The sequence below is a fragment of the Kitasatospora sp. NPDC092039 genome (genome assembly GCF_044756065.1).
Classification (GTDB): Bacteria; Actinomycetota; Actinomycetes; order Streptomycetales; family Streptomycetaceae; genus Kitasatospora.
Window position 1 is genome coordinate 324,878 of the sequence record NZ_JBIVSD010000002.1, and the last position, 23,692, is coordinate 348,569.

Below are 23,692 nucleotides of genomic sequence, written 5' to 3' on the forward strand. Positions count from 1 at the left end.
GCTCCACCGGCGCATGACCGGGGCCGGACGCACCGCCCCGCCCGGTGGCCGACGGGGCGTTCCGGCCGCCCGGCCCGCGACCTCGGGAGCGGTTCCGACGGGCGGTAGCCTTGGGTGCCCGGCGAGCGGCCCGGCCGGCCCGAGGGAGAGAAGCAGTGGCGGAGGACAGGCGGTTCCCGATCCTGGTCGGTCGGCAGCGGCAGACGGAGCTGCTGACCGCGGCGCTGGTCCAGGCCGTGGACGGCGCCAGCGGTTCCACCGTCCTGCTGCACGGTGACGCCGGGGTCGGCAAGAGCACCCTGGTGGCCTGGGTGGAGCGGGCGGCGCGCGAGCGCGGGTTCACCGTCCTGCGCGCGGTCGGCACCGAGGCCGAGACGGACCTCGCGTTCGGCGCCCTCCACCAGGCGTTCTGGTCGCTGCTCCAGCGTTCCGACGCGCTGTCCGGGCACCAGCGGGAGGCCCTGGAGAGCGCCTTCGGCGTCCGCTCCGGGACCCCGAGCGGCTTCGCCGTCGGCGCCGCCGCCCTCGCCCTGCTGGAACAGGCGGTGCGGACCGCCCCGGTGCTGCTGGTCCTGGACGACCTGCACTGGATCGACTCGTCCAGCGCGACCGTCTTCGCCTTCCTGCACCGGCGGTGCGCCGAGCTGCCGGTGGTGATCGTCGGGGCCACCCGCCCGGACGGGCCGGCCGTCCAGACCTGGTCGGCCGAGGCCGTCGACGTCCCGGCGCTGCCCCAGGAGGACGCGGCCGTGCTGCTGGGCACCTGCTACCCCGAACTCGCGGCGCCCGCCAGGGAACGCGTGCTGACCGAGGCGGCCGGGAACCCGCTGGCGCTGGTGGAGCTGCCGCGCCAGCTGGCGGCCGCCCAGCAGCGGGGCACCGCTCCGCTGCCCGAGCGGCTGCCGCTGGGGCGCAAGCTGGAGCGGATGTTCACCGAACGGCTGGGAACGGTGACCCCGGAGGTCGGCCGGATCCTCCTGCTCGGCGCCCTGGCCGCCGGCCCGGACTCCGGCAGCGCCGAGTGGCTCCGCGCCCTCGCCGACGAGAACGCGCGGGAGATCCTGGAACGGATCGAGGCGGACGGCCTGGCCCGGCTCGACCCGGCCGGACAGCTGGTGTTCCGTCACCCCCTGGTCCGCACCGCCGTGGTCTCCGCCGCCTCCGACACCGCGCGCCGGGAGGCGCACCGCGCGCTGTCCGACGCCCTGGCGCCGGACGACCCCCGCCGGCTGGTCCACGAGGCCGCCGCCGCGCTGCTGCCCGACGACGACCTCGCGCGCCGCCTCCAGGAGGCCGGCCACGACCTCGCCCGCCGGGGCGGCGAGGCGGAGGGCGCGCTGCTGCTCGAACGCGCCGCCGCCCTCAGCCCCAGCCCCGGCGACCGCGTCCGCAGGCTCACCGCGGCCGCCGTGATGTCGGCCCGCGGCGGGCAGCTGCGCCAGACCGCGGCCCTGGTGGAGGAACTGAGGACCGGCACCGTGCCGCCGGACGTCGCCCCGCTGTTCTCGTACGCGGTGGTCTACGCGGACCAGAGCCACCACGTCGACTTCGAGTCCTCCGCCGCGCTGCTGCCCGCGGCCCTGGACACCCTGACCGCGCCGGGCGCCGACACCTTCGGCGGGCTGGTCGAGCAGGTGTACTTCAAACTCCTCCTGGCCGCCAGCTACACGGACGACCCCTGGGCCTGGCGCGCCCTGGAACGGCACCGGGAGAACGTCTCCGAGGCGGGCCGGCTGTGCCTGCGGGCCTGGACCGACCCGGCCCCGGGCGCGGCCGACGACCTGCTGGCGACGGCCGAGGGCATGACCGAGGAGCAGGAGGTCGGCGCGGCCTGGCTCCTGCTGTGGACCGCCTCGGCGCTCGACTGCCCGGTGGGCGACCTCTGGCAGCGCTTCGCCGGCCTGCACGGCTACGCCATCGAGGGTTCGGTGGCCAAGGCCAGGGCCCACCAGGACTACCTGCTCGGCCACTGGGACCGCGCCGCCGTCTGCCTGCGGGAGGCCGAGATCGCGGACGAGCTCGGCTACCACACCAACGCCCTGATGTTCCGCCAGTACTACGCCCACTTCCTGGCCGGCCGGGGGGACGAGGCCGGGCTGCGGGAGATCGAGCGGAGCGTCCGGCCGACCGCCACCCGCGCCCGGATGCGGTACGTCCTCGACCGCCTGGCCCATCTGCGCGGACTGGTCGCGCTCGCCCACCGGCGCTACGAGGAGGCGTACGCCCACTTCTGCGAGCTCACCCCGCCCGGGCGGCTGCCCGGCGGCCCGCCCTGGCACCACGCGCTGGTCCTCGACCTGGTCACGGCCGCCGTGCACACCGGCCGGCACGAGGAGGCCCGGGACCACCTCGCGGCCGGCGCCGCCGCGCGCTCGGCGGAGATCTCCGGCCGGCACGCCTTCCTGTGGGCGGCCGCCACCGCCCTGGCCGCGGACGACGAGGAGGCCGACGCCGCCTACCGCGCCGCGTACGCCGTGCCGGGCGCCGAGCAGTGGGTGTTCGACCTCGCGCGGCTGCGGCTCGCCCACGGCGCGTGGCTGCGCCGCCGCCACCGGCCCGGGGCCAGGGAGGCGCTGCGCGCGGCCCACCACGTGTTCCGCCGGCTGCGGGCCACCCCCTGGGCGGCGCAGTGCGAGGAGGAGCTCCGGGCCGCGGGCGACTCGGTGGCCCTGCCCCAGGACGGACCGCCGGCCACCGACCCGTCCGGGCTGACCGGGCAGGAGCTGCGGATCGCCCGGCTGGCCGCGACCGGTCTGACCAATAAGGAGATCGGCCGGCAGCTCCAGCTGTCGCCGCGCACCGTCGGGGCCCACCTCTACAAGATCTTCCCGAAGCTCGGCATCACCACGAGGGCTGCGCTCGCCCACGCCCTGGACGGCGTCTGACCTGCGGAAACACCAGGCCGACCGGTCCGCCCCGGTCCCCTCGCCGAGCCGCGTGACGTACCGCCCCGACACGACAGTCAGATGACCTACCGGCCCGCCGCGCGGGCGGTCCAGGCTGGAGTGCGCAGGACTCCGGCGGAAGGACGGTCAGATGGGCGTGCGGGTGACGACGGCGTCGGTCGCGGACGGCGACAAGGCGGCCTTCTGGAGCGGAGCGGTGTCGCGGTCGCTGGTACCGCTGGAGGTGCACCCGCGCACCGGGCGGCCCTTCGACGGACTCCTGGAGTCGCACCGCCTCGGGTACGTGCGGATCTCCACCCTGGAGGCGGACGCGGCCCGGCTCTCCCGCACCGCGGCGCTGATCGCGCGCGCCCCGCGCAGCGAGCCGCAGGTCGGGGTCGGCCTGCAGGTGTCCGGCCGGGCCGTCCTGGAGCAGGACGGGCGCCGCGCGGAGGTGCCGCCGGGCGGGCTGGTGCTGTACGACACGGCGCGCCCGTACGCGGTCGACTACCCCGAGCGGTTCCGCACCCACCTGTTCCACGTGCCGCGCCGGCTGCTCGGGGTGCCGGAGCGCGACCTGCGGCACGCCTCGGCGACGGCCGTCGGGCCCACCGAGGGGTGCGGACCGGTACTGCTGCCATTCCTGGGCGTCCTCGCCGCCTCCGCGCACTCCTTCCCCGCCCCGGTCGGGGACCGGCTGGCCGGCAGCGTCGCCGACCTGTTCGGCACCCTCATCGCCCAGCTGGCACCCGCCCGGGAGACGGACGAGCCGGGCGCCCAGAACGCGCACCTCGTCCGCCGGGTGCGCGAGTACGTCGACCGCCACCTGGGCGAACCGGACCTGTCGCCCGAGCGGATCGCCCAGGCCCACCACATCTCGGTGCGCTACCTCCACCGGCTGTTCGAGGGCGAGGGCGTGACGGTGAGCCGCCTCGTCCAGCAGCTCCGGCTGGAGGCCTGCGCCCGCGAACTCGCCCGCCGGGGCCGCACCGCGCCCACGGTCTCGGCCGTCGCCCAGCGATGGGGCTTCGTCAACCCGGCGCACTTCAGCCGGACCTTCCGCGCCGCGTACGGCGTCTCGCCGCGCGAGTGGCGTTCACTCCCGCACGGTGAATCCGGCTGAGGAGGAGCCGACGGCCCGCCCGCCGCAGGGAACGATCAGGCCACCGCAGGCCACCACGGCCGGGGCACACACGGAGCCACCGTGCCCGCCGACCGAAGCCAGGAGCAAGAGTTGTCCGACCCCACCCCCCAGCCCGACCGGCGCCCGGTGCTCGACCGGGCGCTCCAGGACTTCCTGGACGCCGGAGCCGGCCGGTCCGCGACGGAACTGCCGGACCTCTCCTTCCTCGCCCCGGACGACCCTCCGGACGGCGGCCCGGCCGGTGCCCCGGACGGGCACCAGGACCACGACGACCCGTACGGCACCACGACCGAGTGGCTCGCCCTGCCCTGCGGCCCGACCGGACGGGTGCACGTCCAGGTCACCAGGCCCGTCGGCGCCGCCGGGCCCAGCCCCGTCGTACTGTTCCTGCCCGGCCTCGGCTGGTCGCTCGGCGACGCCGCCTGCTACGCCCGGCTGATCCGGGAGTTCGCCCTGGGCACCGACGCCGCGGTGGTCTACGTGGACTACGCCCGGGCGCCCGCCGCCCGCTACCCGGTGGCCGTCGAGCAGTGCCACGCCGTGGCCCGCTGGATCCACGCGCACGGCCACGAGATCGGACTGGACGGCGATCGGATCGCCGCCGTCGGCGACTCCGCCGGGGCCAACCTGGTGGCGGCGCTGACCCTGCTGGCCCGGGAGCACGGCGACGCGCCGCTGGTCCACCAGGTGCTGCTCTGCCCGGTCACCGACGCCGACTTCGACACGCCGTCCTACCACCGGTTCGCGGCCGGCTACTTCCTGCACCGCGACCACATGCGCCGGTTCTGGGACGACTACCTGCCCGAGGCGGACCGCCGGACCGAGGCCACCGCCGCGCCGCTGCGCGCCTCCCTGGACCAGCTCACCGGGCTGCCGCCGGCCCTGGTGGTCACCGCCGAGGCCGACGTGCTGCGGGACGAGGGCGAGGCGTACGCGGCCAGGCTCCGCGCGGCCGGGGTCCCGGTGGTGGCTATGCGCTACCAGGGCGCCGTCCACGGCTTCCTCCTGCTCGCCGCGGACTGCCCCACCAGTACCGCCCGGGCCGCGCTGATCCAGGCCGTCGACACCGTCCACGTCGCCCTGCACGGGCGCTCCTGGTGACCCCCTCGCACCGCCCCGACGCGGGTCCGCGCCCACCCGACACCGCGACACCGGACCGGCCGGTCCGGCCGACAGCCGTACGAGGAGTACCGATGTCCGTCGTTCTCGACACCGCCCTGGTACCGCCCGCCGACCGCGCCGAGTTCTGGCACCGGGCCGTCTCCCGCACCTTCGTCCCGCTGGACGTGACGCTGCTGGAGAGCGTGCCCGCGCCCGCGACGATCACCAGCCACGGCCTGGGCGCCACCCAGGTCTCCCTGGTGCAGGCCGGCCCGCAGCGGGTCGAGCGCACCGCGGGGCTGATCGCCCGCGGGGGAGAGGACCACCTCACCCTGGGGCTCCAGCACCGCGGTACCGCCCGGCTGCTCCAGGACGGCCGCCGGGTGGAGCTGCGCCCTGGCACCTTCGCGATCTCCGACGCCGGGCGGCCGTTCGTCAAGGAGCTGCCGGAGCCCTTCGTCCTCACGGCCTTCCACTGGCCGCGGTCGGCCGGGGGCGTCTCCGAGGAGGACCTACGGGTGCTGACCGCGACGGCCTTCGACGCCGGCGGGGGCACCGCCCGGCTGGTCGCCGCCTACCTGGAGTGCCTCTCCCGGTCCGCCGACACGATGGAGCCGCAGCTGGCCTCCTGGCTCGCCGCCACGGCGCTCGACCTGCTCGCGGTGCTCGCCCACGAGCGCCGCGGCCGGTCCGTCCCGGAGGCGCCCGAGGTCGCGCTCGCCACCCTGGCCCGGGTGAAGGACCACATCCTGCGGCACCTGGGGGCCCCGGACCTCTCGCCCGAGCGGATCGCGGCGGCCCACCACGTGTCGGTGCGCTACCTGCACAAGCTGTTCCGCTTCGAGGGGGTGACGGTGGCCCGCTGGATCCAGCGCCAGCGGCTGGACATGGCCCGCCGGGACCTGGCCCGCCGGACCTCCAGCCAGGTGAGCGTGGCGGCGGTCGCCGGACGCTGGGGCTTCGTGAGCGCCAGTCACTTCAGCCGGGCGTTCCGCGCCGCCTACGGGGTCTCCCCGCGCGAGTGGCAGGCCGGCGGCGCGGGCCAGGGCCCGACGCCGGGAGCCGTGCGGGTGCCGGGCCTGTCGGCCGGGTACGGCGTCGCGGTGTGAACCGGGTGACGGGCCGCGGACCCGGTTCAGGCGGTGGGGTCCGCGGCAGCCGCCCTGAGCGCCCAGAGCGGCACCCAGGCTTCGGTGGTCGACGCCGTTTCGGCTTTGTCGGGCCTGCCGTGCGCGGGAACGGTCAGCGCGGGCAGGGCCACGGCCAGGGCGGCCGCCATGTACAAGGCAAATTTGTCCACGAAATACTTTCCTGATGATCGTTTGGGCTGGTGATCACAGGAATAATGGCATGAGCGTTGACTTCAGGCCAGTCTGGCGATTTATCTTCGACTATTGATCAAGATCTTTGCGAAGGTTGCGCATTGCTTTCGATTCTGACAGGTTTGCCGACTCCGAGAGCTCGACAGCGCGCTGAACTGTCGCCCGGGCCGCCTCCAAGTGTCCGGCCCTGAGCTGCGCTTCGGCCAGCGCCTCGCAGGCGTGGGCCTCCTCCTCCGTCGCCTCGATCTGCCGGGAGAGTTCCACGGCCTGCTGGAGGTGGCCGAGCGCGTCGGACGTCCGACCGAGGGCGTGCTCGGCCCGGCCCAGTCCGCGCAGCGCACCGGCGGCCTCGCGCTGGGCACCGATCGACCGGGCCAGTTCGAGGGCGCGCGCGTACTGGTCCAGGGCTTCCTCGTACCGCCCGGTTTCCAGGTGCACGTTTCCCAGTCCGTTGCCGGCACTGGTCTCCAGCTGCCGGTTTCCGGTCTGGCGGAAGGTGCGGAACGCGGACCGGATGAGCTCCGTGGCGCGGTCGGCGTCGGCGGGGAGCGGCAAGGACTCCGCGAGGTTCATGCGGACGGTCGCCAGATCATTCGGTGACAGGATGTTTTCCCCGATGGTCAGGATCTGCTCGAACGCTTCGCGTGCGGCAATCGGATTCCGGGTGCTGAGGTGTATGCCGCCGATATTTCCGAGAATCAGGAGTCGGAGGCGCGCATCACCCAGGGATTCGGCCAGGGGTAGGGCTTCGGTGAACGACTCCAGTGCTGCCTGATGGTCGCCGACATAGACGAGAACCGCGCCGAGGTTGTTCAGGCAGCGAATCCTGTTCCATTCGTCCCCCGATTTCCGGTGGATCTCCACGACCTCGCGCTGGATCGACAACGCGGTCGTCAGATCGCTCTGACTCCACCGGATCTTCGCGAGCCGCTCCAGCGCCTCCGCGGTGCACCCGGCGTCGCCCGCTGTCCGGGCGATGGCGAGGACACGTTCCGTGGCCCGCTCGGCGAGGGCGTACCGGGCGGTGCGGATCCGGACCGAGGCCAGGGCCAGGAGGGCGTGGCTCTCGGCCAGGTCCTCGCCGCGGCCGTGCCAGTGGTCGGCCGCGGCCCGGTGCATCTCGTCGGCCTCGCGCCACAGCCCCTCGGACTCCAGGTGGTCGGCGAGGGCGTGGGCGAGCCACGCGGCCTCCTCGGCCAGGCCGTTGGTCCGGGCGTGGTTCTCCACGGCGACCAGCCCGGGGAGTTCCGCGCCCAGCCACCCCCTGATCGCCCTGTCGTCGGGCCAGTCGAGCGCGTCCATCAGCTCGTCCACGGGGGCGTGTCGCGGCAGTTCGGGAACGGCCAGTCGGAAGCGTCGGGGATTGAGGCTGCGGTCGGCTCGATCGGCCGCCCGCAGGGCGAAGTCGACGAGTCTTCGGACCGCCTGCCGCCGTTCCTCGGCCGTGACGAGATCGACGGCGAACTCTCGCAGGAGGTCGTGCAGCATGTACCGCTCCGGCGAGTTCTCCTGGAGCATGTGCAGGTCGTGCAGGCTCTCCAGGATCCGATCGGTCTCCCGCAGCGGCCGGCCGACCAGGGCCGCGGCGGTGTCGGGGCCGAAGTCGGGAGCGGGGTGCAGGCCGAGCAGGCGGAACGCCTCCTGCTGCGGCCGTGGAAGCGACCGGTAGGAGACGTCGAAGGCCAGGGCCACGCTCTCCAGCCCGTGGCGGAGTTCGTCCAGCCGACCGCTCCTGCGGGACAGCCGTCGGACGAAGTGGCCCAGGGACCAGGTCGGGTGGGCCTTGAACCGGCTCGCGGCCAGGTCGACGGCGAGCGGCAGCCGGTCGCACCGCTCGACGAGCGCCTCGATCTCCACGGGATCGTCGGCCCGTTCCTTGCCGACCAGCACGGTGAAGAGCGCGACCGCGTCCTCGGGCGACATGGGTTCGAGGTAGAGCGGACCGCACGGGAGTTCGGCGAGCCGGTGGCGGCTGGCGACGAGGATGCAGGAGGCGGGATCGCTCGGGAGCAGGGGGCGGACCTGTCCGGGCCCCAGGGCGTCGTCGAGGACGACCACGGCCCGGCGTTCGGCGAGCAGGGCGCGGCACCGGGCCGCCAGCTCGTCCCGGTCGGTCGGGATCGAGGCGGCCGGGATCCCGAACTGCCTGAGCAGCAGCGTGGCCACCGCCTCGGTCTCCAGCGGTTGCCGGGCGCCGGCGTTCGCGCGGAGGTCGACGTAGTACTGGCCGTCCGGGTAACGGTCCTGGAGGAGGTGCGCCGCGGTGACGACCAGGCTGGTCTTCCCGGTGCCGGCCATGCCGGAGACCGCTCCGAGGTAGCCGCCCGCGCCGTCCGGTGGGCTTCCCGCGGACGCTGACAGGAGGCGCCGGAGTTCCGCGTCGCGGCCCACCATCCGGTGCAGCACGGGGAGGTAGTTGCTGCGCGCGGAGCCGCGGTCGGCCGTGGCGGGTGGGGGAGGGGGCGGAGCGGCGGCGGGGGGAGCGGTGGGGGCGGCACCCGCCGGACGGGTCAGGATCCCGCCGATCGGGGCACGGCGGAGGACGCGCTGCTGAAGGAGCCTGAGCTGGTCCCCGGGTTCGGTGCCGAGGTACTCGCGCAGTAACCGCCGGGTCCGCCGGAGCACCTCCAGCGCGTCGGCGAAACGGTCGCAGCCGTACAGCGCGGTGACCAGGTGGCCCGCCACCCGTTCGTCGGTCGGGCGCTGTTCCGCCAGCGCGGAGAGTTCGGGCACCAGGTCGGCGAAGTGCCCGAGTCTGAGCTCGACTTCGAAGCGGATCAGCGTGGTGGCGAGCCACTGGTCGCGCATGGTGCTCCTGGCGGCCTGCGCCCACTGGCCGGGGAGGCCGGCGAGGGGCTCGCCCCGCCAGGTGTCGTCCGCCTGCCGGAGGACTTCGAGTGCCTGGCGGTCGTGGCCCGCGTCGGCGAGCGACCGCGCGCGTCGGCCGAGCCGGACGTACCGTGCCCAGTCGACCCGCTGCGGATCGGTGGCCAGGGTGTAGGCGTGCGCGCTGCGGTTGATCACCGCGGGCGGCGCGTCGTCGTCCGCGTGCTGGGCCAGCCGGAGCGCGGTGCGCAGCCGGGAGATGTACGAGTGCGCGGCTGCCCGGGCCTTGGCGGGAGGCTCGGTTCCCCAGAGCCGGGAGATCAGGGTGTCCACCGGTACGGGCCGGCCGACGTCGAGTGCGAGTGCCGCCGCCAGGCAGCGCAGTTTGTTGGTCCGGAGGGTCACCGGCCTTCCATCGACGGAGAGTTCGACTGTCCCGAGAACATGGAACTCCACGGTGTACCCCCGCCGGTCTGTCCCGTCCGTCGCCCTGGAGAGCATGGCACGTGCGCGGCCCGTGGGCCATAGCACGTCCGAGCCTCCGGCCGGTTCACCTTTGGCATGTTCTTTGTCCTTCCGCCTGCCCTGTGCTGGCCCCTCGATGAGAATGCGTCACCTGCTTGACTGGTGACGGAATGGGTTGCCATCATTGCGTCACCGGCCGAACAGGTGATGGCGCAGAGGATCTGTGCGCATCGCCGGGAGCGGCCGGACACCGATCCGATCCAGATGGGGAGCACCAGTCATGGCAGTCAGCTACACCGCCGTCGTCGACGTCGACGGGGAGGGCCGCAACGGCGGCCGGGTCCGTTCCTCCGACGGTCTGCTGGAGACCGGTCTCGCCGTTCCGAAGGAGCTCGGTGGCGCCGGCACCGCGACCAACCCGGAGCAGCTGCTCGCGGCCGGGTGGGCCGCCTGCTTCCTCGGGGCGCTCCGCCGGGCGGCCGGCGACCGCGGGGTCCGGCTGACCAGCACCTCCATCACCGCGGAGATCACGCTGACCCACGGCGACGACGGCGAGTTCTCGCTCTCCGCGGTCCTGAGCCCCGTGCTCGGCGGCGTGGACCAGGCCACCGCCGAGGAGCTGGCCCGCGCCGCGCACCGGATCTGCCCGTACTCCAAGGCCACGCGCGACAACGTCCCGGTCGTCATCCACGCCGGCGTCGCCGCCTGATCCACCCCCTCAGACGGCGGGTCCCGTGCCTGCTCCCCCGTCCGGCACGGGACCCGCCCCCACCCCCCCGATTCGAGAGCGAGGCACGACATGGCAACCTCGGCGCACAGGTGTCCGCGGGCGGCCAGGTGTCGCCGTCGCGCCCCTGACCGGTGCTCCACCGGCGCGGTGGAGCGGCCCTGGCCGGACGGCGCGCAGCTGTGGGGCTGGGCGGAGAACGTCCTGCGGCTGGGGTACGGTCCGGCGGCCTCGTTCTTCGCCTGAGGGCGGACCGGTCAGCCGGCGCTGCCCCGGCCGGGGCGCACCGGGGTGCACAGGACGGAGTGCTGCTGCTTCCGGCGCCGACGCGCCCCTTGGCGACGAGCGACTCCAGGGCCCGTACGGCCTGGGCATCGGGTTCGTGTTCGGGTGCGCGGCCAGGAGTTCGCTCCGCAGGGTCCCCGGCCGGGCACGGGGCGTCGTGCCCGGCCCGGGAGTTCCACGAGCAGGCCACCGAGCAGAGGCCGGTGCGAGGTCCCCTTCGCACCGGCCTTCGGCGTACCGGCCTTCGGCGTACCGGCCGCTGCCGGGCCGCTGCCGGGCCGCTGTCGGGCCGCTATCGAGCGGCCGGGGCGGCCGGGGTCCTCCTGCGCGCGCGGTAGGCGGCGGCCTTGATCCTGTTGCCGCAGGACTCCATGCCGCACCACTGGCGGCGCAGGCCCCGGGAGCGGTCGATGTAGACCCGGGTGCACTCCGGGTTTCCGCACTCCTTCATCAGCGGGACGTCCGGGCCGCCGAGGAGTTCGACCGCCCGGCGGGCGACGGTCGCCAGCGCCCGCCCGGGGGTCGCCTCGATGCGCCGCCCCGTCGTGGTGAGCTGCGGCGTCACCGGTGGCTTGCACGCGGCCGCGTTCAGCACGGCGAGGGCCTCCCGGTCGAAGGCCTCGCCGAGTCGGCGGTCGGTGACGAGCCGGTAGACGGCCTCGCGGACGGTCCTCGCCTCGCGGAGGTCGTGCTCGTCGCCGGGTGTGATCGTGTCCACGAGCCCGCCGTCCAGGTACCAGGCGTTCAGGCGCTCCGGCGTCACGAACATCTCGAACCGCACGGTGCGCCGTGCGCGGAGCGTGGCCGCGAAGTCCAGGGCCGGGTGCCCGCAGACGAAGACATGGTCGAGGTTCACATCACCATGCTGACAGGTGACTACCCGAGGGAGCAATGACGCGTGGCCCCGGTCGGCTCCAGCCGCAGCTCGCGGCCCTGCCAGCGGCGGCGCAGCCAGCGGTCGTGGCTCGCGAGGACGACCGTGCCGGGACCGGAGCCGAGGGCCTCCTCCAGTTCGTCGCAGAGACGCGGGGAGAGGTGGTTGGTGGGCTCGTCGAGCAGCAGCAGTCGGGGCGGGTCGGCCACCAGCAGCGCCAGCGCGAGCCGTCGGCGCTGCCCGACGGACAGCCGGCCGACGGGCTTGTCCAGGTCCGCCGGGTGCAGCAGGCCGAGCGACCCGAGCGGCACCCGCTCGGCGCGCGCCGCGCCCAGCGCCAGCGCGTAGGTGTCGCGGACGGTGCGGTCGGGCCTGTCGAACACGGTGTCCTGGGTGAGCAGTCCGACCGTCAGCCCGGGGCGCCGGTGCACCGTGCCCTCGGCGGGGAGGAGCCCGGCGAGTACGGCGAGCAGCGTCGACTTGCCCGTCCCGTTGCCGCCCGTGACCAGCAGCCGGTCGGTGGCCGCCAGGTCCAGGGCGTCCAGCGCGCGGCGGCCGGGCACCCGGACGTTCCGGAGCGACACCAGGGGGCGCGGGTTCTCCCCGGGGTCCGCGGCCGACGCCCCGGCGTCCGCCGGTATCGCGGCGACGTCCGTCGGTAGGGCGTCGGCGTCCGCCGCCAGCGCGTCGGTGGCCGCCGCCAGCGCGTCGGTGGCCGCAGCCAGTGCGTCGACGTCCGTCGCCAGCGCCTCGACGGCGAACCGCAGCGGGCGCGGCGGCTCCGGGACCTGCGTGCGCTCCAGTTCCTCCAGCCGCCGGGCGGCGTTGCGCACCCGGCGGGAGACCTGGTTCTGCACCCGGCCCGCCCGGTGGCCGTAGCCCATCTTCTCGTTGTCGCGCGGCCCCCGGTCCGGCGCGACCAGGTGCGCGGTCACCCCGGCGGCGTGCCGCAGCCGCGCCAACTCCTGCTGCTCCTCGGCGTACCGCCGCTCCCAGCGCTCCCGTTCCGCGCGCCGCTCGCCCATGTAGGCGCTGTAGTTGCCGCCGTAGCGGACCGGTCCGTCCACCGCCGGGTCGAGGTCGACCAGATGGGTGCAGACGGCGTCGAGGAACGCCCGGTCGTGGGCGGCCACCACCACGGTGCCGGGCAGCGCGCGCAGCTGTTCCTCCAGGAAGGCGGCGGCGCCGTCGTCGAGGTGGTTGGTCGGCTCGTCCAGCAGCAGCGCGGACGGCCGCCGGACGAGCAGCGCGGCGAGGGCCAGCCGGCCGCGCTGCCCGCCGGACAGCGAGCCGAGCGCGCGGTCGTGGCCGAGCGCGCCGAGGCCCAGCCCGTCGAGGACCAGGGCGGCCCGGCGGTCGGCGTCCCAGGACTCCCGGTCCCGGGCCCGTTCCAGCCGCCGGCCGTAGACGTCCAGGAGTACCGGGTGGCCGGGGTCGGACTCCGGGAGCCGGGCGATCTCCGCGCCGAGCCGGTCCAGTTCCGCGAGGTCCTCGCGGGCCTCGCGCAGCGCGTCGTCCAGGACGGCGGCGACGGTGGCACCGGCCTCGAACGGCATCTCCTGGTGCAGGAAACCGAGGTCCGCGGGGCGCGAGACGCTTCCCGCGTCGGGTTCGTCCACGCCGGCGAGCACCCGCAGCAGGGTGGACTTGCCGGCGCCGTTCTCCCCGATCAGGCCGATCCGGTGGCCGGGGGCGGCGGTCAGGCCGACGCCGTCGAGGACGCGTCGGCCGCCGAGGTCGCGGACGAGGTCGTGGGCGAGCAGGGCGTGCTGGAGCACGGGGAGCCTTCCGAGGTGAGGGGGGTGGGCCTGCCGGGACCCGGGCCGCGTCCGCGGCCCGGGTCACACGTCGGAGGGTCACACCGCGGGAGCCCCGGTCTCCTTCAGCGTGCCGTCGGCCAGCCGGAGCCAGCGGTTCACCCCGATCTCCGCGAGGAAGCGCTCGTCGTGACTGACCACCAGGAAGGCGCCCTGGTAGGAGTTCAGGGCGCTCTCCAGCTGGCCGGCGCTGACCAGGTCGAGGTTGTTGGTCGGCTCGTCCAGGAGCAGTAGGTGCGGGGCCGGCTCCGCGCACAGCACGCAGGCCAGCGTGGCGCGCAGCCGCTCGCCACCGGAGAGCACCCCGACCGGCAGGTGGGCCCGGGCGCCGCGGAAGAGGAAGCGGGCGAGCAGGTTCATCCGCTCGGTCTCGGGCCGCTCGGGGGCGAAGGCGGCGAAGTTCTCCGCCACGGTGCGGTCGAGGTCCAGCAGGTCCAGCCGCTGCGAGAGGTAGGCGATCCGACCGTCGTTGCGCTTGATCTCCCCGGCGTCCGGGGCGAGTTCGCCGGTGACCAGGCGCAGCAGGGTGCTCTTGCCCGCGCCGTTGGGCCCGGTCAGCGCGATGCGCTCGGGGCCGCGCACGCTCAGGTCGACGCCGCCGTCGGCGAACACCGGCCGGCCGGCGTGGCGGACCTGCAGGCCCTCGCCGAGGAAGAGGTTGCGCCCGGCGGGGACCTGGGTGTCGGGCAGCTCCAAAGACAGGCGCTGCTCCTCGCGCAGGGCGCGGCCGGCCTCGTCCAGCCGGGCCTTGGCCTCGGTGACCCGGGCCGCGTGCATCTGGCCGGCCCGGCCGGCGGACTCCTGGGCGCCGCGCTTCATGTTCCCGGCGAAGATGCGGGGCAGGCCGGCGCTCTTGAGGTTGCGGGCGGCGTTGCTCTGGCGGCGCTCGGCGCGTTCGCGGGCCTGCTGCATCTCGCGCTTCTCGCGCTTGAGCTCCTGCTCGGCGTTGCGGACGTTCTTCTCCGCGACCTCCTGCTCGGCCCGCACGGCCTCCTCGTAGGCGGTGAAGTTGCCGCCGTAGAAGCGTAGTTCACCGTTGCCGAGTTCGGCGATGTGCTGCATCCGGTCGAGCAGCGCGCGGTCGTGGCTGACCAGCAGCAGGCAGCCGTTGAAGTCCGCGAGCACGTCGTAGAGCTTGTGCCGGGCTTCCGCGTCGAGGTTGTTGGTGGGCTCGTCGAGCAGCAGGACGTCGGGGCGCTTGAGCAGTTGGGCGGCGAGGCCGAGGGAGACGATCTGGCCGCCGCTGAGCGTGCTCAGGCCGCGGTCCAGGGTGAGGTCGGTCAGGCCGAGGCGGTCGAGCTGGGCGCGGGTGCGCTCCTCGATGTCCCAGTCGTCGCCGATGGTGGTGAAGTGCCGTTCGTCGACGTCGCCGGACTCCACGGCGTCGATGGCCCGGATGATCCCGGCGACGTCGAGCACCTCGGCGACGGTGAGGTCGGAGGTCAGCGGCAGGCTCTGGCGGAGGTGGCCGAGCCGTCCGGTGACGGTCACCGAGCCGGTGGCGGGCTTGAGTTCGCCGGCGATCAGCTTGAGCAGGGTGCTCTTGCCGGCGCCGTTGGGGGCGACCAGGCCGGTCCGGCCGGCGGGCACGGTGAAGGACAGGTCGTGGAAGACCGGGGTGTCGTCGGGCCAGGCGAAGGAGACGTTCGAGCAGACGACGGCGGCGTCGGACATGGGATGACCTCGAAGGGAATGAGGGCAGGGAGACGGACCTCTGCCCTGGGCAGACGTATGGGAAAAAGGGTCGACGAAACGGACCACCTCGGCGGCGCTCCTGAAGCACCGGCCGGTGGCCGTCAGATCCGGATCTCACCCGGAGATGTCGTCGTCACCCGCCACGTCTGCCACTCCTCGATCACACGACTACAGGTCACATCCACTGTAGCAGGGGTCGGGGGTGGTCGACCGGTCGGACAGGTGTGCGCCGCGGCGGGCGTCGGCCGGCAACTGCCCCTCACCGCTGCCCCTTTCGTCCGGGCGCCTGCTCCGCGGCCCGCCGTCGCCGGCCCGCCGGCGCTCCCGTTGACAGGCCGAGCGCGACCGTGCCAGCATCGTCACCTGTTGAACCGGTGACGAAGTCGAGGTGCTCGACCGAGGTCACACGTGTGGACCCGCCCGCGACCGGGCCCGGCGGCCGTCGCCCCGGAGAGCGGCCGCCCGCCGGGACCGTCGCCACCCCGAAGGAGCAGACTGACCATGGCGGGACAACCGAAGCGGAGGGCCGAGGGCGCACCCGTGGGGCGGCGCGCGGTACTCGGCATGCTCGGCGCGGGCGTCGCGGGGATCGCCGCGGCGCCGTACCTCCAGCGCGGCTGGGAGGGGTTCCTGGCCGCCGCCTCCGAGCGCGACGCGACCGGCCTGACCGGCCTGCTGCCCAACCCCGGCGGCTTCCGGTACTACAGCGTCGTCGGCTCGGTGCCGCACAAGGACGAGACGGACTACGAGCTGCGCGTCAGCGGCCTGGTGGAGCGTCAGAAGACGTACACGCTGCCGGAACTGCGCGCGCTGCCGCAGACCCGGGTGGTCCACGACGTGCTGTGCACGGACGGCTGGCGGGTGGACCGCACGCCCTTCGAGGGGGTGCGGCTGGCGGACCTCCTCGACGCCGCCGGAGTGCGCTCCCCGGGCGCGGCCGTCCGCTTCACCTGCTTCGACGGCGAGTACACCGAGAGCCTCACGCTGGAACAGGCGCGCCGCTCGGACGTCCTGGTGGCACTGAACATGCAGGACCAGCCCATCACCCACGCGCACGGCGGGCCGGTCCGCCTCTACGTGGCGCCCATGTACTTCTACAAGTCGGCCAAGTGGCTGTCCGGCATCGAGGTCACCGACAGGGTCGTCCCCGGCTACTGGGAGGAGCGCGGCTATGACATCGACGGTTGGCTCGACGGCGCCGACCGGCGCGGCGAAGCGGCCTGAACACCCGGGCCGGGTAAGGCGGTTCAGCACCGCGGAACGCCTGGTCCACCGGGCCACCGGCGTCCTGATGCTGCTCTGCCTGGCCTCCGCGGCCTGCCTCTACCTGGGGCCGCTGGCCCAACTCGTCGGGCGGCGCCACCTGGTGGCCACCGTCCACGAGTGGTCGGGCGTGCTGCTGCCGCTGCCGCTCCTGCTCGGGCTGTTCTCCGCCGAGTTCCGGGCGGACCTGCGCCGGCTCAACCGCTTCGCGCCGTACGACCGGGAGTGGCTGCGGGCCGTGCGCCGGCGCCGGGTCGGGCCCGAGGCGCGGCCCGCGGGCAAGTTCAACGCCGGGCAGAAGCTCTACGCGGGCTGGATCGCCGGCGCGGTACTGGTGATGGCGTCGACGGGCCTGCTGATGTGGTTCACCCACCTGCTGCCGTTCGTCTCCCGCACCAGCGCGATCTTCGTTCACGACGTCCTGGCCTGGGCGATCGCGTTCGTGGTCCTCGGCCACCTGCGCAAGGCGCTCCAGGACCCGGAGGCCCGGCGCGGGATGCGCACCGGGTACGTCAGCCGCTCCTGGGCGGCGCGGCACCACTCCCGGTGGCTGCCCGGGGACCGGCCGGACGCCTGAGCCCGTACGGCCGGGTCTCACCTTCCTCTTCCTTCTCCTTGCCGCGACTCTTTCGCGGCACCTTCTTCGCGGCACCTTCTTCGCCGCACCGCTTTCGACCGCCCTGCCCGGCCGCCGGACACACGTGTCCGCGCGGCCGGGCGCACACCCACGTTTTCTTGGACGGGACACCCATGAAGAGATTCCTGACCGTGCTCGCGACCGGTGCCGCGCTGGCCGCGGTGAACCTGCCGGCGGCGACGGCGGAGACCCCGTACGGCTCCGTGCCCGTGGCGTCCGGCTGTTCCGCGCCGGCCGTGCGGGCCCCTGCCGGCACGGTGGTGGAGTCGGTGACGGCGGACCGCCGGGCGGGCGGCACGATCGACGGGACCGGGGTGGTGGGCGGCACCGTCACCGGTGTCCCCGCGTTCTGCGAGGTGGTGGTCACCCTCGCCCACCCCGGTGACGACGACCACGCGAAGGTGCGGACCTGGCTGCCCGTCAGCGGCTGGAACGGCCGCTTCCAGGCGCTCGGCGGGAGCGCCTTCGCGGCCGGGGACAACGGCGTCGGGATGGGCACGGCGGTCAGGAACGGGTACGCCGCGACCACCACCGACGGAGGGCTCGCCGACGCCGTCGACGTCGGCTGGGCACTGAACGCGAAGGGCGAGGTCGACACCGCGCTGCTGGAGAACCTCGCGTCCCGCTCCCAGCACGAGGCGGCGCTCGTCGGCAAGCAGGTGGTCGCGGCGCACTTCGGCCGACCGGCCGCCTACGCGTACTTCAACGGGTGCTCCACCGGCGGCCGCCAGGGCTACCTGGAGGCCCAGCGCCACCCCGACGACTTCGACGGCATCCTGGCCGACGCGCCCGCCGTCAACTGGGACGAGTTCGAGGTCGCCACCCTGTGGCCGCAGGTGGTCATGAACAACGAGCGGACCTACCCGTCCGCCTGCGAGTTCAAGGCCTTCACCGACGCCGCCGTCGCGGCCTGCGACCCGCTCGACGGCGCCAGGGACAACCTGGTCAACGACGCGTCGCGGTGCGACTTCGACCCGCGTCGGCTGATCGGCACCACGGTGGTCTGCGACGGGAAGGAGCTGACCATCACGGCCGCGGACGCCGCCGTGGTGCGCAGGATCTGGGACGGCCCGCGCACCGCGTCGGGCCGGAAGCTGTGGTCCGGCGTCCCGGTCGGCGCCGACCTGGCGGGGCTGGCCGGCACCGAGCGGGACGCGAACGGCCAGCTGAAGGGCGCGCCGTTCCCGGTGCCCCGGCTCTGGGTGACGACCTGGCTGAAGAAGCAGCCGTCGTTCGACGTCTCGACGATCACCTACGACCAGTTCACCCGTCTGTTCGAGCAGTCCCAGGCCGAGTACGACCGGATCATCGGCACCGACGACCCCGACCTGTCCGCCTTCCGCGACTCCGGGGGCAAGCTGCTGACCTGGCACGGCCAGGCCGACCAGTTCATCCCCACCCAGGGCACCGTCGACTACCGGCGGCAGGTCGAGCGGAAGATGGGCGGCACCAAGCGGGTCGACGACTTCTACCGCCTCTTCCTCGTCCCGGGTGCGGCCCACTGCGGGCTCAACAAGGGCGCCGGCACGATCGACGACCTCGCCGCCCTGACGGCCTGGGTCGAGCAGGGCAAGGCGCCGCGGACGCTGCCCGCCACGCTGATCGACGCCGCCGGGCGCAGCGTCGAGCGTGACGTCTGCCGCTACCCCGAGGTGTCCCGCTACCGGGGCCACGGCGACCCGGCCGCCGCCGCGAGCTTCCGCTGCGTCCTCCCCTCCCGGCACTGATCCCCTCCGGTGCCGACCCGGCCCGGCCCGCGCCCGACGGCGCGGGCCGGGCCTTTCGCGTCGGCCCCTTAGCGTCGACCCCTTCGCGCCGGCCCCTTCGTCGCGCGCCGGCACGCGGCCCTGCGGAGGGCGTTGCCCGGGCACGGCGAAGGGGCCGACAGCCGGTGCTGTCGGCCCCTTCGCCCTGGCGGGTCTCACCCGGTCCGCAGCGGCCCCGCGAAGGACTTGCGCAGGGCCGGGGGAGCGGCGACCGGGAGCAGCGCGGCGAGCATCCGGCCCTTGAGGGTGGTCGGCTGCCGGGTCAGCTGGACGTCGACCAGGGTGCCGTCGCCCTCCGGGGTCATCCGGAACACCCAGCCGCCGCCGGGGCCGAAGAGCTTGGAGTCGAGGGTTGTGACGGTGACGGTGTCGCCGCCCGGCTTCCACTCGTAGTGGGCGCGCTCCCAGGCGGCGGCGGTTCCCTCGGTGACCTCGGCCCAGGTGTCGCCGAGCGCGTGGACCTCGAAGTGCTCGGCGTCGATCGTCGGCCAGGTCTCGGCGCGGGCGGGGGTGAAGTCGGTCAGCACCGCCAGGACGTCCTCCGTGGCGAGCGTGGAGAAGAGCTGGAACCGTACGACTGCCATGGTGGGTGTCCTCATCGAGAAGTAACTGTTCTGATCGGTGACGGTAGATTTTCATGAAGCTACGTCACCAGTCAAGGTGGTGACGAATGGCGGGTGTCCGCCGGCTCGGTGCGCGACCCCCGTGCGGGGCGGCGCCGGAGGGCGCCGTACCGCACGGCCCGGGCATGCCGGCGCCCGGTGCCGCCGACATGGCGGCACCGGGCGAGAGGGGCGTGCGGGGGCGGTCCGTCAGCGGGCGGTGGCGCGGGCGGCCCGCTCGATGACGTCCGCGACGAGCCGGGGGTGCGAGACGGCGACCGAGTGGGAGGCGGCGACCTCGGTGGTCTCGGCGTGGGCGCGCTCGGCCATGAAGCGCTGCGCCGCGGCCGGGATGTTGAGGTCGCGGGTGGTGACGACGGCCCAGCTGGGCTTGGTCAGCCAGGCGGCGGAGGTCGCCTTCTCCGTCAGGGCGGCCTGTGCGATGGGGCGCTGCCCGGCGGCCATCTGGGCGGCCTGGCCGGCGGGGACGTCCGCGGCGAACTGGTGGCGGAACGCGTCCTGTCGGATGTACAGGTCGGTGGCGGTGCTGCCGTCGGCCTGCTGGTAGCCGACCGGGTCCAGGGCGTCGGGCAGTGTCGAGCCCGGGTACTTGTTCGTCAGTTCGAGGGCGCTCTCGCCCGGGGCCGGCAGGAAGGCGGCCACGTAGACGAGGGCCTTGACCTCGGGGTCGTCGGTGGCGGCCTGGCTGATGACGTTGCCGCCGTAGGAGTGGCCGGCCAGGATCTTGGGGCCCTTGACGTGGTCCAGGACGGTGCGCAGCGCGGCGGCGTCGGAGGCGGGGCCGCGCAGCGGGTTCGCGGCGGCGACCACCGGGTAGCCGTCGGCGCGCAGCGCGGCGATGACGCCGTTCCAGCTGGAGCCGTCGGCGAAGGCGCCGTGCTCCAGGACGACGGTCGGCCTGGTCCGGCCGTTCGCGAAGGCCTCGGCCTCGGCCGCGGTCGCGCCGTCGGCGGTGCCGGCGAGGGCGAAGGCGCTGAGCGCCAGGCCCGCCGTGAGCGCCGAGACCACGCTCGCCGCCAGCCGCCCGCGTCCACCCTTGATGCTCACCACGACAGATCCCTCCTGGATTCCGGCATGGGCGGGCGGCATCGCCGATGCCGTCACCGCCCTGACGGGTGATGAGAATGCCGCTGCCATCCATCACCTGTCAAGGAGGTGACGATCAATGGATGCGGTGCCCCCGGGGGCGCCGCATGGGACGTCGCTACGCCGGGACCACCCGGTAGCTCAGGGCTGCCAGCGGCAGGTTGGACTGCGCCAGCGACCCGGTGGCCCACGCCCGGGCGTCGCCGCACCCGGCATCGGGGTACAGCACCACCGACGCCGCCCCGTCGGCGACCTGCACCGAGCGGACGGGCGCCGCCAACGCGTGGCACGTGCCCAGGTCGGCGAGGTCGACGGTGGTCGCCGCCCCCTGCCCGTCGGCCGCGGAATAGAGCCGCGCGCCCGGCTCCAGCGGCGGCCAGCCGGCGGCGCCGGCCGCCCCGGTGCCGAGTGCGACCAGGGCGGCGGCCATGGCCGTGGCCACGACCGCGCCGCGGAGCCTTGCCTGGGGTGTGAACATGTGACCCACCTGCTTTCGTGTGGCGGAACTGCCGGAAAATCCGGCCCGCGACCCGTCGCCCGGGCCCTGGCCGGGAGGCAGATCCTTGCATCTTCAACAAAGCGCCCGGGAGTGTGGATCCGGCCAAACACGTGTACGCCGTCAGGCGCACTTCCATCTTGTTCGTCACCGGCTTGACAGGTGGCAATCCGGGTCGCACCCTGAAACCGTCATCCGTGACCGCCGATCAGGAGAGTGGCCATGAGCAACCAGCCCGCGGGCGACCCCGCCGCCGAGTCACGCCACGCCCGCTACGGCGCCCTCCCCGAGCGCATCCGCTTCGAGGACATGACCGAACAGTCGGCCACCGGCCCCGGCGGCGCGGCGAACACCGCCTACGACCCCGAGCGTGCCTGGAACTTCTACTCCTGCCTGGCCGTCGACCTGGGCCTGTAGCCCCGAGCGGTCAGGGCGTGGGGTGGCCGGTGAGGTGGGCGAAGACGTCGTCGAGGGTGGGGCGGCGCATGGTGAAGTCGGCGACGGGGATGTCGGTGCGGCGGAGGACGGCGGCGACGGTGGCGATGTCGTTGAGGCCGTCGTCGAGGGGGATGGAGAGGCGGCCCTTCTGGGGGTCGACGGTGGGTTCGGTGGTGAGGGCGGGACGCAGGGCGGCGAGGGCGGGGGCGAGGTCGGCGGGGGAGCGGACGGTCAGCTCCAGCCACTCGCTGCCGACCTTGCGCTTCAGTTCGTCGGGGGTGCCGTCGGCGATGACGCGGCCGGAGTCGACGACCACGATCTGGTCGGCCAGGTAGTCGGCCTCCTCCAGGTACTGGGTGGTGAGGAGCACGGTGGTGCCGGCGTCGACGAGTTCGCGGACCCGGCCCCAGAGTTCCATCCGGCTCACCGGGTCGAGGCCGGTGGTGGGCTCGTCGAGGAAGAGCACCGGGGGTGCGGTGATCAGGCAGCTGGCGAGGTCGAGGCGGCGGCGCATCCCGCCGGAGTAGGCGCGGGCGGGGCGGTCGGCGGCTTCCGACAGGCGGAAGCGCTCCAGGAGTTCGTCGGCGCGGCGGCGGGCCTCGCGGCGGCCGAGGTGGAGCAGGGTGCCGAGCAGGACGAGGTTCTCGCGGCCGGTGAGGACCTCGTCCACGGCGGTGTACTGGCCGGCCAGGCCGATCCGGCGCCGGACCTCCTGCGGTTGGCGGACGACGTCGTAGCCGGCCACCTCGGCGTGGCCGCCGTCCGGGGTGACCAGGGTGGTGAGGATCTGCACGGTGGTCGTCTTGCCGGCGCCGTTCGGGCCGAGCAGGCCGAGGACGGTGCCGGTCCGGACGTCCAGGTGGATGTCGGCGACCGCCACGACGTCCCGGTGGCGCTTGTGCAGGCCCTCGGCGCGGATGGCCATGTCCATGGGGGGCTCCCGGTCGGTGGCGTGGAGGGGAAGGGCGTGGGTGCGGTCAGGCGGTGAGGCGGACCGGGAGGCTGGTGTAGCCGTGGACGAAGTTGGAGTAGAGCCGGACCGGCTCGCCGAGCAGGTCGATCCGGCCGACCCGGTCGCGCAGGGCGGCGAGCATCGCCTCGACGTGGGTCCGGCCGAGGAAGGCGCCCAGGCAGAAGTGCGGGCCGTAGCCGAAGGCGACGTGCTTGTTCGGGGTGCGGGCCAGGTCGAAGCGGTCCGGGTCGGCGAAGACCGTCTCGTCGAAGTTGGCCGCGCTGTTCCACAGGGTGACGACATCGCCGGCCCGGATCGTCCGGCCGCCGAGCTCCACGTCGGTCAGGGCGCGCCGGCCGAAGTGCATGGCCGGGGTGGTCCAGCGCATGACCTCCTCCACGGCGGTCTCCAGGCCGACCGTGCCGTCCTTCAGGGCCCGCCACTGGTCGGGGTGCCCGGACAGGGCGATGAGGGCGCCGATGGAGGACATCCGGCTGGACTCGTCGCCGCCGAGGATCAGGCTGTAGCAGTTGAAGACGACCTCCTCCTGGCTCAGCGGCTCGCCGTCGACGGTGCCGGTCGCCAGGGCGCTGATCACGTCGTCCCCGGGGTGCCTGCGCCGTTTCGCGGCGAGCTCGGAGAAGTAGAGCAGGATCTCGTTGCGGGCCAGCCACTCCTCGGTCGCGGTGTGCTCGGCGCTGGTGCGGGAGAGGGTCTGGGTGTTCCAGTGGACCAGCCGCTCGCGGTCCTCGACCGGGACGTCCATCAAGTCGCCGATGGTGTTGATCGGGATGTGGTCGGCGAGGTCGGTGACGAAGTCGAAGGAGCCGCGGTCGAGGCCCTCGTCCAGCAGCGCGGCGGTCCGCTCGTGCACGCCGGCCACCACCGGGGCGAGCACCCGCGGGGAGAAGGACTTGAGCATCAGGTTGCGGATCTCCCGGTGCCGCGGACCGTCGGTGACGGCGAGCATCCTGCGGGAGGCGGAGTCCTCGCCCTGCAGCAGGGTGGTGAGCACGTTCCCGTGTTCGGAGGTGAACCGCTTGTTGTCGCGGTAGACGGCGAGCACGTCGGCGTGGCGGGAGACGGCCCAGAACGGCGGGCCCTGGTCGGTGGCCGGGTGCGGGTGCACCGGCCGTTCGGCCCGGAAGCGGGCCCACATCGCCCGGACGTCGAGGTCGAGGTAGGTGTGGGGGTCGGTGAGGTCGATGGCGTCGAGGTCGAGGCCGGAGACGTCCGCGGGGCCGGCGGGGCCGGCGACCGTCGGGTGGTCCAGGTTCTCCAGGGGCATGG

General features: G+C 74.2%; 19 protein-coding genes. 9 read left to right on the forward strand and 10 right to left on the reverse strand.

From position 1 onward, the window contains the following. Nucleotides 1-155 precede the first annotated feature (155 nt). The 4 genes from ACIQI7_RS04815 (at nucleotide 156) to ACIQI7_RS04830 (ending at nucleotide 6,239) form a co-directional block, all read left to right on the forward strand. Nucleotides 156-2,885: an AAA family ATPase gene (locus tag ACIQI7_RS04815; protein ID WP_401105154.1), complete on the forward strand. Its 2,730-nt coding sequence runs from the start codon at nucleotides 156-158 to the stop codon at nucleotides 2,883-2,885. Between the two features lie 151 nt (nucleotides 2,886-3,036). After that, nucleotides 3,037-4,008: a helix-turn-helix domain-containing protein gene (locus ACIQI7_RS04820; RefSeq protein ID WP_401105156.1), complete on the forward strand. Its 972-nt coding sequence runs from the start codon at nucleotides 3,037-3,039 to the stop codon at nucleotides 4,006-4,008. Between the two features lie 111 nt (nucleotides 4,009-4,119). Beyond that, nucleotides 4,120-5,130, forward strand: coding sequence for an alpha/beta hydrolase (locus tag ACIQI7_RS04825; RefSeq protein ID WP_401105158.1), 1,011 nt, complete (start codon nucleotides 4,120-4,122; stop codon nucleotides 5,128-5,130). A gap of 92 nt (nucleotides 5,131-5,222) precedes the next feature. Next, nucleotides 5,223-6,239, forward strand: coding sequence for a helix-turn-helix domain-containing protein (locus ACIQI7_RS04830; protein ID WP_401105160.1), 1,017 nt, complete (start codon nucleotides 5,223-5,225; stop codon nucleotides 6,237-6,239). 26 nt (nucleotides 6,240-6,265) lie between these two features. Here the strand turns inward: ACIQI7_RS04830 and ACIQI7_RS04835 are convergent, their stop codons facing one another. Continuing rightward, nucleotides 6,266-6,430, reverse strand: a complete 165-nt coding sequence (locus ACIQI7_RS04835; protein WP_401105162.1) for a hypothetical protein — start codon at nucleotides 6,428-6,430, stop codon at nucleotides 6,266-6,268. A 91-nt stretch (nucleotides 6,431-6,521) separates the two neighbouring features. After that, nucleotides 6,522-9,683: a tetratricopeptide repeat protein gene (locus ACIQI7_RS04840; protein ID WP_401105164.1), complete on the reverse strand. Its 3,162-nt coding sequence runs from the start codon at nucleotides 9,681-9,683 to the stop codon at nucleotides 6,522-6,524. 340 nt (nucleotides 9,684-10,023) lie between these two features. Between ACIQI7_RS04840 and ACIQI7_RS04845 the strand changes: the two genes are divergently transcribed. Next, nucleotides 10,024-10,452 carry an Ohr family peroxiredoxin gene (locus tag ACIQI7_RS04845; protein ID WP_401105166.1) on the forward strand — a complete coding sequence of 143 codons (429 nt, stop codon included), beginning with the start codon at nucleotides 10,024-10,026 and terminating at the stop codon, nucleotides 10,450-10,452. A 595-nt stretch (nucleotides 10,453-11,047) separates the two neighbouring features. Here ACIQI7_RS04845 and ACIQI7_RS04850 read toward each other — a convergent pair. From ACIQI7_RS04850 to abc-f, 3 genes are all read right to left on the reverse strand, one after another. Continuing rightward, nucleotides 11,048-11,611: a CGNR zinc finger domain-containing protein gene (locus tag ACIQI7_RS04850; protein ID WP_401105167.1), complete on the reverse strand. Its 564-nt coding sequence runs from the start codon at nucleotides 11,609-11,611 to the stop codon at nucleotides 11,048-11,050. Nucleotides 11,612-11,631: 20 nt separating this feature from the next. Further along, complete coding sequence (locus tag ACIQI7_RS04855) at nucleotides 11,632-13,407, reverse strand: ABC-F family ATP-binding cassette domain-containing protein (protein WP_401105169.1); 1,776 nt, start codon at nucleotides 13,405-13,407, stop codon at nucleotides 11,632-11,634. Nucleotides 13,408-13,485: 78 nt separating this feature from the next. Continuing rightward, nucleotides 13,486-15,120: a ribosomal protection-like ABC-F family protein gene (gene abc-f, locus ACIQI7_RS04860; protein ID WP_401105171.1), complete on the reverse strand. Its 1,635-nt coding sequence runs from the start codon at nucleotides 15,118-15,120 to the stop codon at nucleotides 13,486-13,488. A gap of 522 nt (nucleotides 15,121-15,642) precedes the next feature. On the opposite strand from abc-f, the gene ACIQI7_RS04865 reads away from it, so the two are divergent. From ACIQI7_RS04865 to ACIQI7_RS04875, 3 genes are all read left to right on the forward strand, one after another. Next, complete coding sequence (locus ACIQI7_RS04865) at nucleotides 15,643-16,365, forward strand: molybdopterin-dependent oxidoreductase (protein WP_401105173.1); 723 nt, start codon at nucleotides 15,643-15,645, stop codon at nucleotides 16,363-16,365. Continuing rightward, the gene (locus ACIQI7_RS04870) at nucleotides 16,313-16,981 is read left to right on the forward strand and encodes a cytochrome b/b6 domain-containing protein (RefSeq protein WP_401105175.1); all 669 of its coding nucleotides are present in this window, start codon (nucleotides 16,313-16,315) and stop codon (nucleotides 16,979-16,981) included. Before ACIQI7_RS04865 ends, ACIQI7_RS04870 begins: the two co-directional genes overlap by 53 nt. Before the next feature lie 173 nt (nucleotides 16,982-17,154). Continuing rightward, nucleotides 17,155-18,768: a tannase/feruloyl esterase family alpha/beta hydrolase gene (locus ACIQI7_RS04875; RefSeq protein WP_401105177.1), complete on the forward strand. Its 1,614-nt coding sequence runs from the start codon at nucleotides 17,155-17,157 to the stop codon at nucleotides 18,766-18,768. 194 nt (nucleotides 18,769-18,962) lie between these two features. On the opposite strand, the gene ACIQI7_RS04880 is transcribed toward ACIQI7_RS04875, so the two are convergent. The 3 genes from ACIQI7_RS04880 to ACIQI7_RS04890 form a co-directional block, all read right to left on the reverse strand. Then, entirely contained in the window at nucleotides 18,963-19,391 is a 429-nt protein-coding gene (locus ACIQI7_RS04880; protein ID WP_401105178.1) for a hypothetical protein, read from the reverse strand. 228 nt (nucleotides 19,392-19,619) lie between these two features. After that, nucleotides 19,620-20,480, reverse strand: a complete 861-nt coding sequence (locus ACIQI7_RS04885; protein ID WP_401105180.1) for an alpha/beta fold hydrolase — start codon at nucleotides 20,478-20,480, stop codon at nucleotides 19,620-19,622. A gap of 154 nt (nucleotides 20,481-20,634) precedes the next feature. Further along, the gene (locus ACIQI7_RS04890; protein WP_401105182.1) at nucleotides 20,635-20,994 is read right to left on the reverse strand and encodes a hypothetical protein; all 360 of its coding nucleotides are present in this window, start codon (nucleotides 20,992-20,994) and stop codon (nucleotides 20,635-20,637) included. Between the two features lie 240 nt (nucleotides 20,995-21,234). Between ACIQI7_RS04890 and ACIQI7_RS04895 the strand changes: the two genes are divergently transcribed. Further along, nucleotides 21,235-21,429, forward strand: a complete 195-nt coding sequence (locus ACIQI7_RS04895; protein ID WP_401105184.1) for a hypothetical protein — start codon at nucleotides 21,235-21,237, stop codon at nucleotides 21,427-21,429. Between the two features lie 10 nt (nucleotides 21,430-21,439). On the opposite strand, the gene ACIQI7_RS04900 is transcribed toward ACIQI7_RS04895, so the two are convergent. Both ACIQI7_RS04900 and ACIQI7_RS04905 read right to left on the reverse strand, forming a co-directional pair. Continuing rightward, nucleotides 21,440-22,381, reverse strand: coding sequence for an ATP-binding cassette domain-containing protein (locus ACIQI7_RS04900; protein ID WP_401105186.1), 942 nt, complete (start codon nucleotides 22,379-22,381; stop codon nucleotides 21,440-21,442). Nucleotides 22,382-22,427: 46 nt separating this feature from the next. Then, nucleotides 22,428-23,690, reverse strand: a complete 1,263-nt coding sequence (locus tag ACIQI7_RS04905) for a cytochrome P450 (RefSeq protein ID WP_401105188.1) — start codon at nucleotides 23,688-23,690, stop codon at nucleotides 22,428-22,430. Nucleotides 23,691-23,692: the final 2 nt, after the last annotated feature.